17 protein-coding genes are annotated in these 15,601 nt (G+C 45.3%); 4 read left to right on the forward strand and 13 right to left on the reverse strand.

Annotated features, from left to right (window positions below; all coding sequences use genetic code 11):
- Positions 1–104: 104 nt before the first annotated feature.
- From MUB50_RS01630 to MUB50_RS01665, 8 genes are all read right to left on the reverse strand, one after another.
- Positions 105–536, reverse strand: coding sequence for an Rrf2 family transcriptional regulator (locus MUB50_RS01630; RefSeq protein ID WP_118512640.1), 432 nt, complete (start codon positions 534–536; stop codon positions 105–107).
- A 90-nt stretch (positions 537–626) separates the two neighbouring features.
- Positions 627–1,244, reverse strand: a complete 618-nt coding sequence (locus MUB50_RS01635) for a flavodoxin family protein (protein WP_118512641.1) — start codon at positions 1,242–1,244, stop codon at positions 627–629.
- A gap of 84 nt (positions 1,245–1,328) precedes the next feature.
- Complete coding sequence (locus MUB50_RS01640) at positions 1,329–1,550, reverse strand: hypothetical protein (protein ID WP_118512642.1); 222 nt, start codon at positions 1,548–1,550, stop codon at positions 1,329–1,331.
- 155 nt (positions 1,551–1,705) lie between these two features.
- Positions 1,706–2,311 (reverse strand): hydrolase, encoded by a 606-nt coding sequence (locus tag MUB50_RS01645; RefSeq protein ID WP_118623296.1) that lies wholly within the window; start codon positions 2,309–2,311, stop codon positions 1,706–1,708.
- A 47-nt stretch (positions 2,312–2,358) separates the two neighbouring features.
- Positions 2,359–2,856: a nitroreductase family protein gene (locus MUB50_RS01650; RefSeq protein ID WP_118623294.1), complete on the reverse strand. Its 498-nt coding sequence runs from the start codon at positions 2,854–2,856 to the stop codon at positions 2,359–2,361.
- A 90-nt stretch (positions 2,857–2,946) separates the two neighbouring features.
- Positions 2,947–3,483 (reverse strand): methylated-DNA--[protein]-cysteine S-methyltransferase, encoded by a 537-nt coding sequence (locus MUB50_RS01655; RefSeq protein WP_118623636.1) that lies wholly within the window; start codon positions 3,481–3,483, stop codon positions 2,947–2,949.
- A 65-nt stretch (positions 3,484–3,548) separates the two neighbouring features.
- A complete protein-coding gene (locus MUB50_RS01660) occupies positions 3,549–3,881 on the reverse strand; it encodes an MATE family efflux transporter (protein ID WP_244789912.1) in 333 nt (110 codons plus the stop codon).
- A gap of 38 nt (positions 3,882–3,919) precedes the next feature.
- Positions 3,920–4,240, reverse strand: a complete 321-nt coding sequence (locus MUB50_RS01665; RefSeq protein WP_118512643.1) for an MATE family efflux transporter — start codon at positions 4,238–4,240, stop codon at positions 3,920–3,922.
- A 297-nt stretch (positions 4,241–4,537) separates the two neighbouring features.
- Between MUB50_RS01665 and MUB50_RS01670 the strand changes: the two genes are divergently transcribed.
- Entirely contained in the window at positions 4,538–4,753 is a 216-nt protein-coding gene (locus MUB50_RS01670; protein WP_118512644.1) for a FeoA family protein, read from the forward strand.
- 48 nt (positions 4,754–4,801) lie between these two features.
- Positions 4,802–6,778, forward strand: coding sequence for an EAL domain-containing protein (locus MUB50_RS01675; RefSeq protein WP_118623292.1), 1,977 nt, complete (start codon positions 4,802–4,804; stop codon positions 6,776–6,778).
- A 48-nt stretch (positions 6,779–6,826) separates the two neighbouring features.
- On the opposite strand, the gene MUB50_RS01680 is transcribed toward MUB50_RS01675, so the two are convergent.
- From MUB50_RS01680 to MUB50_RS01695, 4 genes are all read right to left on the reverse strand, one after another.
- The gene (locus MUB50_RS01680; RefSeq protein ID WP_118512646.1) at positions 6,827–8,191 is read right to left on the reverse strand and encodes an MFS transporter; all 1,365 of its coding nucleotides are present in this window, start codon (positions 8,189–8,191) and stop codon (positions 6,827–6,829) included.
- Positions 8,192–8,292: 101 nt separating this feature from the next.
- On the reverse strand, positions 8,293–9,321 hold the full coding sequence (locus MUB50_RS01685) for a zinc-dependent alcohol dehydrogenase (RefSeq protein ID WP_118623290.1): 1,029 nt from the start codon (positions 9,319–9,321) through the stop codon (positions 8,293–8,295).
- A gap of 301 nt (positions 9,322–9,622) precedes the next feature.
- Positions 9,623–10,729 carry an ROK family transcriptional regulator gene (locus tag MUB50_RS01690; RefSeq protein WP_118512648.1) on the reverse strand — a complete coding sequence of 369 codons (1,107 nt, stop codon included), beginning with the start codon at positions 10,727–10,729 and terminating at the stop codon, positions 9,623–9,625.
- Between the two features lie 78 nt (positions 10,730–10,807).
- A complete protein-coding gene (locus MUB50_RS01695) occupies positions 10,808–11,992 on the reverse strand; it encodes an SAM-dependent methyltransferase (protein ID WP_015526215.1) in 1,185 nt (394 codons plus the stop codon).
- A 336-nt stretch (positions 11,993–12,328) separates the two neighbouring features.
- Here MUB50_RS01695 and MUB50_RS01700 point away from each other — a divergent pair, with 336 nt between their 5' ends.
- Positions 12,329–12,850 (forward strand): hypothetical protein, encoded by a 522-nt coding sequence (locus tag MUB50_RS01700; RefSeq protein WP_118623288.1) that lies wholly within the window; start codon positions 12,329–12,331, stop codon positions 12,848–12,850.
- A 499-nt stretch (positions 12,851–13,349) separates the two neighbouring features.
- Here MUB50_RS01700 and MUB50_RS01705 read toward each other — a convergent pair whose 3' ends face one another.
- Positions 13,350–13,961, reverse strand: coding sequence for an NUDIX hydrolase (locus MUB50_RS01705; RefSeq protein WP_138277020.1), 612 nt, complete (start codon positions 13,959–13,961; stop codon positions 13,350–13,352).
- Positions 13,962–14,137: 176 nt separating this feature from the next.
- Between MUB50_RS01705 and MUB50_RS01710 the strand changes: the two genes are divergently transcribed.
- Complete coding sequence (locus MUB50_RS01710) at positions 14,138–15,526, forward strand: MATE family efflux transporter (protein WP_244789910.1); 1,389 nt, start codon at positions 14,138–14,140, stop codon at positions 15,524–15,526.
- Positions 15,527–15,601 lie beyond the last annotated feature (75 nt).

The raw sequence follows: 15,601 nt of genomic DNA on the forward strand, positions 1-15,601 counted from the left end.
AATATAAAAAACCGCTACTCAGCAGATTTCATAACTTCTCTGCTTGGTAGCGGCTTATCATTTCTGTGATGCGCTTTCGCGATTCTGTTCTGTTTTATCTTTTACTACTGAAGATATTTCTCCAGATCTTCTTTCACATCCTCCAAAGTGATAGACTGAAGCTCCCGCTCCATTGCGTCCTGCACCTGCTGCAGCTTATCATCCAGGATATTGTGGATATTTTTTCCTACCGGACACTGCGGGTTGGGATTCTCGTGGAAGTGAAAGAGCTTGTTGTCTTCCACACACTCCACCGCTTTATATATATCCAGAAATGTGATTTCTGATAACGGTCTGGTAATGGTAGTTCCGCCGGTTCCCCTGGCAACCTGCACCAGACCGGCAGCCTTCAGCTGCAGAAGGATCTTGCGGATGATCACCGGATTTACATTGGTACTGCCCGCAATAAAATCACTGGTTACTTTATATTCATTCTGAAACGTATCAATGCATGTAAAAATGTGCACTGCTAACGTAAATCTGCTGGATATCTGCATTCTTCTTCACCTCTTCTGTTTTTTCTTATCATATATCCTTCCCGTTGTAATGTCAATGATTACAGTAAGGTGAAGATCAAAATCACCTCGTCATCTGATAAAATGAGTAAATGCCCGTTCTTCTGTTTCCGGAAGCCCGAATTTTTCTTTTCCCAGGGCAATGCTCTTCATGAGGAATGTCATGTTTCTGGCAAGGACACGCATGGTCTGCTTACCTTCCTCATCCTGTTCTGCTTCTCCCTGCTCCCGTCCATGAATGGAATTCCAGTACTGGCTGGATGCGATGGGCATATTTGAGATGGTGAAAAATTTGTTCAGCTCATCAAAGGTGGCGGAACATCCGCCACGTCTTGCACAGACAACGCTGGCACCTACCTTCATGGTCTTGTCAAAATGGGTGCTGTAAAAAAGTCTGGTAAGAACAGCAACCAGTGTGGCATTGGCAGAAGCAAAATAGACCGGACTGGCAACTACAAGACCGTCTGCTTCTTCAAATTTCGGCGCCAGTTCATTTACGATGTCATCAAAGACACATTTTCCAAGCTCGTAGCAGCGCTGACAGGCAATGCAGCCTCTCACGTCTTTATGTCCTACCCGCACGATCTCAGCTTCCACGCCCTCCTGCTCAAAGACTTTTTTCATTTCCTCCAGCGCAAGTGCTGTATTTCCCTTTCCCCTGGGACTTCCGTTAAGCATTAATACTTTCATGTTTTGTTCCTCCTTATACATAACTGCCTTCCATTTCGACAAAAAAACAGCATCTGCAGCTTCTTTTCTGCAGACGCTGTTTTTTTATTCTGTAAATGTATATCTTACCATGTAACCGTTTCCGTCACCGGTTACGATCACCACATCCCCGTCCGGATTCTGCGCCGTATCGATCACCGGAAATCTTCCGTTCTGTTTCACATAAGCTTCCGGGCTCTCAATCTCCGCTTCAATGATCTCCTGCTGGGAATGACGCTCGCCGCCGCATGGATTGATCGTTTCAATAATGATCTCGTATTCTTTCATGTTATCCACCTCTTCCTGTTTTCTTAACTTACTACGATAAATGCCTGTTTGAATTTTATACAGATTCTATCTTTTATTTTACCGCAGAAAAGTTTTTTCTGCAAAAGGCTTCTTTCACAAAACACCCTTCTCAGCATTGGTGATTTTTACTATTCTTATACTTCTTCCGCTTCCATCTCTTTCTGAATCTCATCTTCGCTGTCTGCCATGGCCTGCAGTGTCATGGTAAGAAGCTTGGCAAGATCCCATCCCAGCTGATCAGCACCACGCTGGATCACCTCTCTGGAGCAGCCGGCTGCGAAGCCTTTGCTCTTATATTTCTTTTTGAGGGATTTCAGTTCCATGTCCTTGGTGCTTTTTGACGGACGCATCAGCGCTGCTGCCCAGATCAGTCCTGTCAGCTCATCTGCCGCAAAGAGAACTTTTTCCATTTCATGCTCCGGTTCCGTCTCAATGGTTTTTCCACAGCCAACGGTAATTCCGTAGCCATGGGAAACCACTGCATGAATGATATCCTCTCCCACACCAGCCTCACGAAGAAGCTCCGGTGCTTTCAGACAGTGTTCCTCCGGATAAAGTTCAAAATCAATGTCATGGAACAGTCCTACAATGCCCCAGTACTCTGCGTCATCTCCATATCCCAGCTCTTTTGCGTACCACTTCATCACTGCCTCAACTGTCAGTGCGTGCTGAATATGAAAAGGGTCTTTGTTGTATTTTTTTAATAAAACAAATGCTTCATCTCTTGCGATATGTTCCATTTTTTGTTCCTCGATTCTGTCATTATGTTTCTTCACAGTCAGCTGTTTTATTCCACGAAATGGATCCTGCTTTCATCAAACCGGTTCTGCTGTTCTCTTTTTTCTGCCGGATAGCCCAGGGCAAACAGAGAAAATACCTCCACGTTTTCCGGAAGCTCCAGCATGTCATGAACCTCATCCATGCGGTCCTGCATCGGTGCGATTCCGATCCACACACCGCCAAGTCCCAGAGCATCGGTTTCCAGCCAGATATTCTCCTGGGCAATGGACATATCGATCTGTGCCATAGACTGTACCACCAGGCCTTCTTTGCGATATACCGGAACGATCACAACAGGCGCACCTGCCGCGCAGCCGGAATAAGGCGTCGCACCGGAAAGCTTCCTGATCTTCTCTTTATCTGTTACCACATAAAATTCCCAGGGCTGCTGATTGCACGCGCTTGGGGCCTGCATACCTGCTTTCAGGATCTGCAGGATCTTTTCTTTCTCTACCGGTCTGTCTTCATATTTTCGGATACTTACTCTGTGAAAAATATTCTCCATGATGATTCCTCCCGTACAAAATTTTTATTTATTTTATCATAATTATAAAAGAATCAACAGTGCATATTTCTGAAAACGTTTTCTGTTTTTCTACAGTGCCGTTCCCTCCTTCGGAACAAAAAATCCGGTCATATCTGTTTTTTCCAGTTTCAGAAGCGCGATCTTCTTGTCGATCCCGCCGGCATATCCGGTGAGACTTCCGTTACTTCCCACCACACGGTGGCAGGGAATGATAATGGATATCTTGTTATGACCCACCGCTCCTCCTACCGCCTGCGCGGACATTTTTTTCACACCCCGCTGTGCGGCAAGCTGTCCGGCGATCTCACCGTAGGTGATCGTCCGGCCGTAAGGAATCCTGCGCAGGATCTCCCACACCGCACACTGAAATTCTGTTCCCACCGGATGAAGCGCCGGCATAAAATCCGGCTCTTTTCCCTGAAAATAAATATCCAGCCAGCGTTCTGTATCCTTCAATACCGGCGTTTCTTCCTGCCTGCATTCTTCTTTTTTTATCTGGGCAGCATAGTATTTCTGCCCTTCCAGCCACAGACCGGTAAGACCTTTTTCATCTGCCGCAAGAAAGATCGTTCCCAGTGGTGACTGATAATCCGTTGTATAAACCATAGCATTTTCCTCTTTTTTCATATAAGTACATTTCCATTACCATAATAATCCCGTACCATATCACTTTATACACGCTGCTTCTTTTTCAGATACAGCATGCAGTCAATGGCATAGGCTTTCAGATAATCTGCCGCCACATCAATAACCATGGTATCCGATGAGAAGATTCCCGCCAGAGCACCTCCATGGAAAAATGACAGGAAAAACATTCCCACGCCGATGGCAAAAGAAACTGCCACCCCATAATGCAGTGCTTTTTTTGCACGGTCCATCTGTCCCGCGCCGTAATTCTGAGCCACAAAAGCAGAGATGGACTGCATAAATGCTGAGGAGATCAGCATGATAAACGCGCAGACTTTTTCCGCAACTCCCACTCCTGCGGAAGCTGTCACACCCATGGAATTCACGATGGCAAGAATGATCAGGAAGGAAATACTTACCAGCAGATCCGTACATAATCCACAGTCTTGTCAAAAGCTTCTTCCGGCGCATTCATGATACTGCTGACCTGAGGCGCAAAAATCACAAGGATCACAGTCATGATCAGCGCGATCACTCCGAACATCACGATAGCTGTTCCCACCGTCCGACCTCCCTTTTTCCGCTCTCCACAGCCAATCTGCTGCCCCAGCAGAACCGTAGTTCCCATGGCAAAGCTGCTCACAAGATTAATCAGCGGCTTCAGGATCTTGCCCTGGGTGATTGAACCGCCAAAGAAGCCTATTGTCAGCTCTTCTCCTCTTTCGGCGCGCTGCATACAGCGAAAAAGTCTGCTGAAATCTTATTTTACCGTATCCATTTTTCTATCTCCCCTGCTGCATTTTTATTCATCTTCCTTATACGCCTGTCGGCTAAACAATTTCTAAACATTCTTATATTTATTGACGATATTTTTTTATCATATCACAAACTGCTCCGCCTGTCGTCCCATATAAAACTGCTTTGAAAAATTTCACTCAAAAGTAACACTCTGCAAACCATTGACATATCTTTTCTTTGCGATATAATGTTAGTTAAAACTAATTTAAAATAAAACCATTTTGCCGGAGGAACTATGCCACTGAATTTAGCTGATATCAACACAGATTATATCATTCAAAAAATATGCGGCAATGAAAACGAACGCCATCATCTGGAAACGCTTGGTTTTCTTGAAGGAGCAACGGTACGGATTCTGTCGATTCTTTTCGGCTCTTATATTGTACGAATCCAGGAAAGCAAGATCGGCATCAATCAGGACTTTGCCAAAATGATCATCGTGCAAGTCTGAAATACTCTGCCATTTTATCAGTAAACAACAAGGAGATTTATTTAATTTATGAAAAAAGAAAAAAGTGTACTTCATCTTTGTGAATGCATCCTGCTGGCGCTTGTAATCCTGCTGATCATTGACCTGTATCTCCTGAAATTTCTTCAGGAACCCGGTGTTTCTTATTATCCTATGCTCCGGCTTATGGAAATTGCACTGGCTCTGCTTGTGGTGACTCTTGCCCTTTCCCTGATTCAGAGAGAGCTGCTTTCCCGCCTTATCGTAAAAGCCTTCCGTGATATCACCGGTGTCCACAATAAAACTTCCCTGGAAAAACTGATTCTGGAGCTAAATAACCGTCCGAGTACCTTTGGCATCGGTGTCATGATGTTCGATCTGAATGATCTGAAATATGTCAATGACACCTACGGGCATGAAAAAGGAGACGAATTTATCCAGTCCTTCTCCTACTGTCTGACGCGCATCCTTGATTCTGACAGTTTCCTTGCCCGTTACGGAGGAGATGAATTTATCATCATCCAACAAAATACTTCAGAAGCCTCTCTTCGACAGATGGCCCGAAAACTGAATTCCCTTGTACAGGAATATAATAGCAGAACCACCCTTCCGCTAAGCTATGCCATCGGTTACGAGGTCAGCTATCAAAATCACTACTTTATGATGCAGGATCTTATTAATGCGGCAGATCAGAAAATGTATCAGGATAAAGCGCATAAGAAAATTGCAGCAAATAAAAAATTTTCTTCCCGTTCCGTTTGTGCAGGCACTGCAATTCCCACGATTTCTTCTGAAACTCTTTCCGAAAAGATTCGGCAGATTCAGAGTAATACCGGAAACACCCATTCCCTTGCTCTGATCTCCATTGATGTGGAAAACTTTCATTTTATCAATGATAAATATGGATATTCCCTGGGAAATGAGATTCTGAACATGGTCTATGAAGAAATTGCCGGTGCACCTTTTACCATTTTTACCACTCGTTTTTTCTCGGATGTTTTTATCAGCATTGCAGATATTTCTGATCTTACAAATGATGCATTTCTTTCAGAGATCCAAGCTCTTGACCGAAAAATCTGCAAGCGTATGAGAAATACCTTCCATGTAAATTTTTTCCGTACCAACTCCGGAATCTGCCTTGTTCCTGATGCCGATACCACTCCGGAAACTATCCTTTCCTGTGCAAATGTAGCCCGTAGACTTTCCAAAAAAATGCTTTCTCCTTGCTGTATTTATTCTGATGAGATCGACCGCCAGGAAAAAATGCAGGCCGAGATTCTCCACTCTTTTCATCAGGCACTGAAAAACGAGGAATTTCAAATATATTTTCAGCCCAAAGTAACTCCCCAAAATGGAAATATCTCCAGTGCGGAAGTTCTGGTTCGATGGATTCGTGACCAAAAAATGCTATGGTCACCAGCTGTATATATTCCTCTTTTTGAGCAAAACGGCTTTGTGATCCGCCTGGATTATTATGTTTATGAAAAAACCTTCCGTTGGCTTCAGGAATCTGTGGAATTTCTTCCCGAAAATTTTCGGCTGTCCTTAAATGTTTCTCCTCTTCATTTCGAAGAACCGGAAAACTTTGTAAAAAAGATCTGCGAGCTGATACATACCTATCAGGTGGATACTTCCAGGCTGACCTTTGAGATCACAGAATCCACTTATGTAAATAATACAGAAGCTGTCAATCAGGTGATCCGACGCCTGAAGCAGCTGAATATCCAAATCTCCATGGATGATTTCGGTTCTGGTTATTCCTCATTAAATACACTGAAAGATCTGCTCTTTAATGAAGTTAAGATCGACCGAAAATTCCTGGGGGATTCTCTGACCGAAAACACCCAGATCGTTCTCCAGGAAGTTTTCCATATGCTGAAACGTATGGGAAAATCTATCGTATGCGAAGGTGTGGAAACAAAAGAAATTGCAGAATTTTTAAAAGCAGAGGGCTGTGACGAAATCCAAGGCTTTCTGTATTACCGACCTATGTGCCAAAAGGATTTTGAAACACTTCTCCATATATAAAGCAAAGCTCCCGGACAGCCACATCCGGGAGCTTTTATGGTTCTCATATTATCCTCTTTTTCCATGTTTCAGATCTTCCACGATCTCATTGTATCTTTTTCTGTTCAATCTGTAGAAGAACAGCACCACTGCCGTAACGATCCACAGGATTCCGGGGATCGTGGTAAAGGAATGTTTCATGATGCTGAGCACGGCTGAATTCTGGGCCTGGTTTGCCACATAACCGTATTTTCCCAGAAGCGCCGCAAGGAGCGCTGTTCCGATCGCCATTCCAATCTTGTTTCCGAGGGATACGAACGCATACTGGAAACCATCGTTGCGAAGACCTGTTTTCCATTCTCCGTATTCCACGCAGTCCGGTATGATCGCATAGATTGCCGTGTTAAATCCGGAGAAAAAGAACTGTGTGATTCCTGCCAGGGCGTAAAAGGCAGCCGGAGATTCTTTTACATTAAAGAAATACATGGCAAGCATGGAAATTCCGGTAAGGAGCGCAAACAGAGACGCTGTCCGCCCTTTGTTGTTCAGTTTCCGGAAGACCGGCTGAAAGCAGGCAGCTCCGATAATGGACGGAATGATGATACACATGGAGTAAGTTGTATAGTAAGACGCGTTTCCCTCCACATAGGTAAAGTAATACAGAACATCCGCGTTTCTTCCGTAAAGAGTGAAACCAAACAGTACCTGTCCCACCAGTGCCAGAAGATATGGCCGGTTCTGCATGACTGCTTTCAGCTGAACCCGGATGGAGATCTTTTCTTTTTCCGGTGTGGTCACCTGCTCCTTTGTTTTTGCAAAGCAGAAAATATGACATGCCGCAAAAATGCATCCGTAAATGATAGCTACCAAAAGATAACCTGTCTTCTGACTGCTGCTTCCCAGTTTTCCGATCAAAGGCACAGTAATGATGTTGATAATTCCGATAGCGATCATAGCCGCAACCGAACGGGACGTGTTGATCTTCGCCCGCTCATCAATGTCCTGTGTCATTGCGCCGCAAAGCGTTCCGTATGGAATGTTTACACAGGTATATCCCAACACCAGCAGGCAGTATGTGATCACCATATAGATGATCTTGGATGTATCCGACCAGTCCGGATGTGCCCAGAACGTCATCATCAGAAGGATCGCTGTAACAGGCGCCGCAATGAGCAGCCACGGACGGTACCGTCCCCATCTGGTCTTCGTCTTATCCGTAAGTCCTCCGACAATGGGATCGTTGATCGCATCCCAGAATCTTGAGAACAGCATCAGTGCTGAAACAGCCGTCATACTGATCCCGAATACATCTGTGTAAAATATCATCAAAAAATTACTGACAAACATCCAGCTGAAATTACAGCCTACATCACCAAAGCCATACGCGATCTTACTGATCAGCGGTACCTTTCCGTATCTGTCTTCACTACCCATAACTCCTCCTGTTTTTCGTTACTCCTCGTTTACTGCTTATCGCTTATATCTCTCCCGGACATCCACATCCGGGAGATTTCCTGTTAGTACATTTCCTGGTGTTATTTCTCCTGCACGTTGATGATAACCTTCATGGTTGTCTCACGGTTGGCATCAATATACTGGTAAGCCTTGAGATAATCCTTAAAGGCAAAGGTCTTGGAAATCAGCGGTCTTAAATGAACCTTCTCTGCGTTCACAAGATCGATGGCATCCACATAGTCATCATGACGGTACATCATCGTGCTCTTGATATCCAGCTCATGGTCATTGGCAACTGCCAGGTCAATGGTGGCCATATCCGCAAAAACAGCTACCAGCACGATCACGCTGCCTTTTCTTGCGTATTTGATCGCCTGTCCCATGGTGATGTTATTTCCGGCACAGTCATAGATCACATCTGCTTTATCCGGGCCAAAAGCTTCCACCATAGCCTCACCAAAATCTTTCTCCTTGGTATTTACGCACACATCAATACCGCACTCTTTCGCTTTCTCAAGGCGAAGATCACTGACATCCGTGATCATAACCTTCGCAGCGCCCATTCCTTTGGCACTCTGTGCCACCAGATTTCCAATGGGGCCGGCACCAAGAACAGCAATATTCATCCCCTTCACATCGCCCATCTGTTTCACTGCGTGAACAGCAACTGCCAGAGGCTCGATCATCGCACCTTCCTCATAAGACATTTCCTCCGGGATCGGTGTGACCTTGGAAGCGTCTACCGCAAAATACTCGGAAGCTGTTCCTGTTGTCTGGAAGCCCATAACCTTCAGCTCTTCGCAGAGATTATATTTGCCGTGGCGGCATGGATAACAATGTCCGCAGTATACCTGTGGCTCGATCGTTACCTTCTGTCCTACCTGAAAGCCTGTGACATTCTTTCCCAGCTCTGTAATCTCACCGGACACCTCATGTCCCTGTGTCACCGGATACTTGGTAAAAGGATGCTTGCCGTGATATACATGAATATCGGAACCGCAGATACCAATGTTCATGATCTTAACGAGAACCTGGTCATCTCCCACCTTCGGAACCGGAACCTCTCTGAAAATAATCTCTCCTGGATTTGTCATTACCTGCTGGATCATAATGTTTTTCCTCCTTGTTTATTATGTATTATCTTTTATTAATTGTTTTATTAAAGTAATTACATTATTGTTCTTTTGAGAGGATTTGTCAATAGGGTTTCCGGTGATTCTCCCTGTTGAACAAATTCGATCCGGTTTTTTTATGCACATTTCACTATCCACCACATAAAAAAAGAACCCGCAGCTCCGGCAAGGTTCTTCCATGCCGGAGCTGCAGATTCTTTTCTCTGCATGATTCGTATTCTCTATGCATTTGGTCAATCGGATATTCACACCCCCGCAGGGGACTTACTTGATTCGGTTAAATATTTTTGATCAGCTCATGAAAAAAGTGCTTCGCCGCGCCAACTGCAGATGCTTCCTTCCGGTAGCTGCAGTTCTTAAGATATCTGGTATCACGGTCAAAACCATTGTACTCCATCACTTTTTCTCCGAGAGGCAGCATATGATCCGGCAGATATCCGCCAACCTCGCCGCCCAGGATAATATCCATATCATAAGCCATCCGGAGATTGGAGATCAGTACGGCAAGATGGTCCAGATACTCTCCCCATTTTTCAGAGGCATCTGCTTCTCCTGCGGAAAGACTGTCCATAAACTGTTCCAAAGACTCATAGCGCTCACCGGTCAGCGCGCTGGATGCACAGTAAGCGTCTGCGCATCCCTTCTTGCCGCAGTAACACGGTCTGCCACCCGGAACCAGGATCATATGGCCAAACTCACCGGCCTTCTGATTCTGCCCGGCAAACAGTTTCCCGTCAATACAGAAAGCACCGCCAAGCGTATTATTAAGAGACAGATAGATCGCGTCCTGATACAGATGAAGATCTTCCGCCAGCATAGCTGCATTCGCGTCATTTTCAAAATAAACAGGACAGGAAAAAGCCTGCTCCAGAAAACTGAGGCTGTAATTTTCGATCTTAAGCGCATGCGATTTCACAACAAGATGCTGCTCCCGACTGATGATCCCGGGAATTGAGATTCCGATTCCAAGCAGCTTCTCAGGAGCTTCCATATCTCCCAGAAAATCTTTGACCAGGGAAGACAACTCCAGGCAGTAAGAAGTCTCCGGAGAAAACTTCATTCTTACACGCTCTGTCTTCTCAACCTCTGACCGCATATTTACCAGGACCATCCCGACATGATTCGCCGTGATCATAATTCCTGCTGCATAACGGTAAGAAGGATTAATGCCGATACTTTTCGCCTTTCTGCCTCCTGTGGATGCATACTCCCCGGTCTCTACAAGAACACCGCTCTCCATCAGTTCATTTACGTTGGACAGCACAGTCGGCATACTCATATTCAGGTTTTTGGAAAGCTCCACCTTTGAGGTGCTCCGGTTATTCATCACATAGGTGATGATCCTGGATCTTGTATTGTTTTTTTTCTCTGCTTTTCCTGCCATATCAAACCTCTTGATTGCTTTTATTAATTCTTTTATAAAAGTATGATATTCCTTTCCGGCAGATTTGTAAAGAGAAAATCAATACCAGCGGGTCATTGGCAGATCATTATTCACACCCTTGGTCATAAGGATCTGATGAAGATCGATAATTCCGTTGTGGAAGGTTGCCGCACATGCTGACAGGTACAGATCCCACATACGCAGGAACTCTTCGTCAAACATAGTCTTTTCTTTTTCAATATTGTCCCGGAAATTCTTTTCCCAGTGAAGCAATGTCTTATTGTAATGCAGACGGAGATTTTCGATATCCAGGGTATGGAAATTGTCCTCTGCCATATGGTTCAGGATCTCACGTAAGCTCGGAACAGTTCCACCCGGAAAAATATATTTCTTGACCCACGGATCGCCCGGATGCTCCTTCAGAGCACTGATAAAATGAAGCAGGAACAGTCCGCCCGGCTTCAGAACCTTTTCTACGCAGTCAAGAAACAGCTGATAATTATCACGTCCAACATGCTCCAGCATACCGACACTGACAACACGGTCAAACTGATACTCTTTCTTTGGCAGATCACGGTAATCCATCAGCTCTACCGTAAGATAATCTTCCAGACCCTGATCCTTGATCCGTCTCTGAAATTCTGCATACTGTTCATGACTTAAGGTGATACCGGTACCATGAACCTTATATTTCTTAGCTGCCTCGATCAGCAGAAAGCCCCAGCCGCAGCCGATATCCAGAAGACTCATACCCTCTTCCAGATGTAATTTTTTAAGAATATAATCAACTTTATTTACCTGTGCCTGATACAACGTATCATCCTCATGGATAAAATACCCGCAGGAATAACTCATAGTCTCATCCAGCCAAAGTTTATAAAAGTCATTTCCAATATCATAATGGCTGGTTACTTCCTTTTCCTGGTTCTTCTTTGATGTTGAACTGAACATGATCTTTTTCAGAGCAGATTCATTGGTAGAAAATTTTCCCATCTGACCCAGAAAATGATCCAGCGCTTCATAAAGATTTCCCTCGATATCCAGATCTCCACGCATATACGCCTCACCCAGTGCAAGGGATGTGCTCTTCATCAGATCTGCCAGAGGAATCGCTTTCTTAAAATTCACCGTAAATGTAGGTTCACCCTCTCCGATGTGATACTCGGAATTCTTGAACTTTACCAGAAATGGATAATCTGTAAAGCGTTCAAGGAACTGCACCATTGCTTTCTCTTCAGTCTTCTCCTGTAATGTCTCAAACATAATAGTCTACCTCCTTTAACACTGCATATGATACACCCGGAGGAAGGCTTTATGTCAAGGGAGATATACGACAAAATTCCATCAATAAAATGGGGATATTTGGTAAATTTCTCACTTACACTTAGTGAAATAAACTAGATATTTACAATCCATTTTTAAACAAGCCGGTAAAAACACTGATATTTTTAAGACACATCTGTTAATTATATATCACTTTTCAATAATCGCCTTTGTATTTTACGTATTTTTTATTGCTTTATATACAATTCAGACTTATAATAAAAGATACAAAAAAAGAGCGAAAACCATATAAAATTCAACACTGGAGGGAACATTATGAACGAAGAACTTTTTAATGAAGCATCAAAATCCAATATTCTGTCAAAACAGCTGGTCGACAAGCTTCAGGAAAGCATGACCTACAGCAGCATCTCCTTCATCAATTGGACCATCGAAGTCCTCAAACTCCTGAAAGCCCGCATCGAACGCGGCGACAAGATCAAAGATGAGACCACCGGCGTGATCTACGATTTCTACACCTTCCGCCAATTTGTAGAAACCAACTTCTCCACCTACATCACCGGTCAGGTCTTCAACACCTCCATCCGGTCCCAGAAAGTCTACTTCACCCTAGAATCCTGCCCAGGCGGCTACAACCTTCTCATGGCAGACTCCGGCAACGAAAAAACCTACCGCTGGATCTCCAGCTTAAGCAAACGCTTCTCCCTGGTAGAAATGATCGCCACCGGAATCGTCTACGTCAAAGACAACCGGACCGACACCTACCAGCCATTTATCTCCGAAAACGGCAAATACTGCAAATACAACAAAGACCTTGGAAAACTCATAGAACTCTGATCAAAACGGGGAATCCGCAGCCGCAGATTCCCCGTTTTCCCCAGCCATCCAGCGCAGCGCTGATGGCCACCCCTCTCGTCAAACCACAAGGAAACTCAGCCTTTCCTCCCAGCCGTCCAGCGCAGCGCCGATGGCCCCCTCTCGTCAAACCACAAGGAAACTCAGCCTTTCCTCCCAGCCGTCCAGCGCAGCGCTGACGGCTCATCCAACTCCCGTCATGCCACCATACTATCAACACTCCCCACGAGATTTAACACGTCTCACGGCCAACGCACAGCCAGTAAGGGGCTTCTTTCCAGACTGACTCTGCAGGAGGGGAGCTGATTCTTAGGTGGCGGAAATCTGCGTTGCTTCAAAAAATCTCGCTGTTTGAGCGGCTTCAGACGCGAGTTCGAGATTATTTGAAGCGCTTTTAGCAGAATTCCGGCACCTTAGAAGCCAGCCCCCGACGAAGCCCCAGTCTGGAAAGAAGCCCCTCGCTGGCGTCCCCTTCCATCATTTAAATCTCCCCAAGGAACCCAAACGGCTCCTCATCCTTCAAAAAGTGCATCAACATATATGCACACATAATAGCAACCCTCTCCTCCTTCAAAATCCTTCGCACTTCATCTCTGTCAGCAATAACAACTTCAATCTCTTCACTATCCTCCTGAGCAGCCTTACTAACCTCACCACTGGCATACCCATAAACCGTAGCACAAGATTCATCCGTCATCCCAATCGTCGTAAAATACGGCTTCTCAAAAGCCTCCGCAACCTTGATCGGCTCCAGCTTCAACCCGGTCTCCTCAAACATCTCCCGCACGGCACCCTCATGGAAATCCTCCCCAGGCTCCACAAGTCCCGCCGGAAACTCATAAATATACCCGCCGATCGTATACCGATACTGACGGATCAGCACAACCTTATCCCTCTGCTCTCCATAAATACTGTAAATGATCACCCCGTCCGGATGATTCTCCCCCGTAGAAAGCTTCAAATCCTCCACACACTTCGCCCTGGAAGCCACAAAATAAGAAACCGGCGTATCATGTACACTGGTCGCATCCACCCCATAAAGATTCACGAACTTATTATCTGTAAGTTTTTTCACATTGTTGATCTTACCCATCTGAAAAGCTCCTTCCCGAAATTTTTTTCTAAAAACATTTTATCCCATCCAAAACCAAAGGTCAATTTTTTATACTTACACTCACTTCACAATAGTGCTATAATAAATACCCTACTATAAAAATTACTTATTACATTACCAAACAGCTACTGTAGATAAGAAAGAAGGAAAAAACATTGAAAAACCAGACCACCTCTGCCCAGGCCGAAAACCCTCTGGGAACCGCCCCTGTAGGCAGCCTGATCACCAAATTCGCCATTCCCGCCATCATCAGCATGCTGGTCAGCGCTCTGTACAATATCGTTGACCAGATCTTTATCGGCCAGGGCGTAGGAATGCTTGGAAACGCCGCCACAAATATCGCATTTCCCGTAACCATTATCTCTACTGCTGCTGCACTGCTCCTGGGAATCGGCAGTGCCTCCAATTACAACCTGGAAATGGGCGCAGGAAACGAAAAAAAAGCCAGCTCCATCGCAGGAACCGGACTTTCCTCGCTGATAATCTCCGGTACGATACTCTCTGTCATCGTCCTTCTGTTCCTGAAGCCACTGCTTCATTTTTTCGGCGGAACACCGGACGTCATGCCCTATGCCATTGATTACATGGGGATCACCGCCATTGGACTTCCTTTTTACGTTTTAAGCACAGGCGGCAATCACCTGGTCCGTGCAGACAGGAGTCCCACCTATTCCATGACCTGTATCCTGGCTGGTGCTGTCATCAACACCATCCTGGACCCACTTTTCATCTTTGGATTCGGCTGGGGCATCAAAGGTGCTGCCTGGGCAACCGTGATCGGTCAGGTCGTATCCGGACTTCTGATCATTTTTTATTTTTCCAGACTTCGGAAAATGTACCTAGACCGCTCCATGCTGATTCCTAAGGCACGCAATCTGTCTGCCATTTTTTCTCTGGGAATGGCATCCTGTATCAATCAGGTTGCCATTGCTGCAGTGCAGATCGTCATGAACAATACACTTCGCCATTACGGAGCACTCTCAGCCTACGGGAGTGATATTCCGATCGCCTGTGCAGGAATCATTTCCAAAGTCAACCAGGTATTTATGGCCATCTGCATCGGAATCTCCCAGGGCTCCCAGCCCATCTGGGGCTTTAATTACGGTGCCGAAAAATACAGCCGCGTGCGCCAGACATACCGCTATTCCGTAACCTTATGTACTGTGATCGCAACCATATTTTTTATCTGCTTCCAGTTCTTCCCACATCAGATCGTAGGCATCTTCGGAAACGGCAGCGACCTGTACTTTCATTTTGCAGAAAAATATCTCCGCATCTTCATGCTGATGACCTTTGCCAACGGAATCCAGCCTATGTCCGCCGGCTTTTTTACCTCCATTGGAAAAGCCAGACTTGGTGTGATCATGTCCCTTACAAGACAGGTGCTCTTCCTGCTGCCACTGATCGTCATTTTCCCGATTTGCTTCGGAATCGATGGCGTCATGTACGCAGGACCAATTGCAGATACCTCTGCATTTGTACTGGCCGTTGTTTTTGCCAGACGTGAGCTCGGAGTCATGAAAGCTGCTGAACAAAACGCCTGACATAAAAAATGCCATGTAATTTACTGCCCATCGGCAATATATTACATGGCATTTCTCACATTCTCAGATATTTAT

This window comes from Blautia sp. NSJ-140 (assembly GCF_022868965.1).
Classification (GTDB): Bacteria; Bacillota; Clostridia; order Lachnospirales; family Lachnospiraceae; genus Blautia_A.

Coding starts and splice junctions, on each gene's coding strand:
- MUB50_RS01660 (WP_244789912.1), bottom strand. CDS start 3,881: ATGGGTGTGACAGCTTCCGCAGGAGTGGGAGTTGCGGAAAAAGTCTGC.
- MUB50_RS01700 (WP_118623288.1), top strand. CDS start 12,329: ATGAACGAAGAACTTTTTAATGAAGCATCAAAATCCAATATTCTGTCA.
- MUB50_RS01705 (WP_138277020.1), bottom strand. CDS start 13,961: ATGGGTAAGATCAACAATGTGAAAAAACTTACAGATAATAAGTTCGTG.
- MUB50_RS01685 (WP_118623290.1), bottom strand. CDS start 9,321: ATGATCCAGCAGGTAATGACAAATCCAGGAGAGATTATTTTCAGAGAG.
- MUB50_RS01670 (WP_118512644.1), top strand. CDS start 4,538: ATGCCACTGAATTTAGCTGATATCAACACAGATTATATCATTCAAAAA.
- MUB50_RS01640 (WP_118512642.1), bottom strand. CDS start 1,550: ATGAAAGAATACGAGATCATTATTGAAACGATCAATCCATGCGGCGGC.
- MUB50_RS01650 (WP_118623294.1), bottom strand. CDS start 2,856: ATGGAGAATATTTTTCACAGAGTAAGTATCCGAAAATATGAAGACAGA.
- MUB50_RS01635 (WP_118512641.1), bottom strand. CDS start 1,244: ATGAAAGTATTAATGCTTAACGGAAGTCCCAGGGGAAAGGGAAATACA.
- MUB50_RS01680 (WP_118512646.1), bottom strand. CDS start 8,191: ATGGGTAGTGAAGACAGATACGGAAAGGTACCGCTGATCAGTAAGATC.
- MUB50_RS01665 (WP_118512643.1), bottom strand. CDS start 4,240: ATGCAGCGCGCCGAAAGAGGAGAAGAGCTGACAATAGGCTTCTTTGGC.
- MUB50_RS01675 (WP_118623292.1), top strand. CDS start 4,802: ATGAAAAAAGAAAAAAGTGTACTTCATCTTTGTGAATGCATCCTGCTG.
- MUB50_RS01645 (WP_118623296.1), bottom strand. CDS start 2,311: ATGGAACATATCGCAAGAGATGAAGCATTTGTTTTATTAAAAAAATAC.
- MUB50_RS01630 (WP_118512640.1), bottom strand. CDS start 536: ATGCAGATATCCAGCAGATTTACGTTAGCAGTGCACATTTTTACATGC.
- MUB50_RS01695 (WP_015526215.1), bottom strand. CDS start 11,992: ATGTTTGAGACATTACAGGAGAAGACTGAAGAGAAAGCAATGGTGCAG.
- MUB50_RS01655 (WP_118623636.1), bottom strand. CDS start 3,483: ATGGTTTATACAACGGATTATCAGTCACCACTGGGAACGATCTTTCTT.
- MUB50_RS01690 (WP_118512648.1), bottom strand. CDS start 10,729: ATGGCAGGAAAAGCAGAGAAAAAAAACAATACAAGATCCAGGATCATC.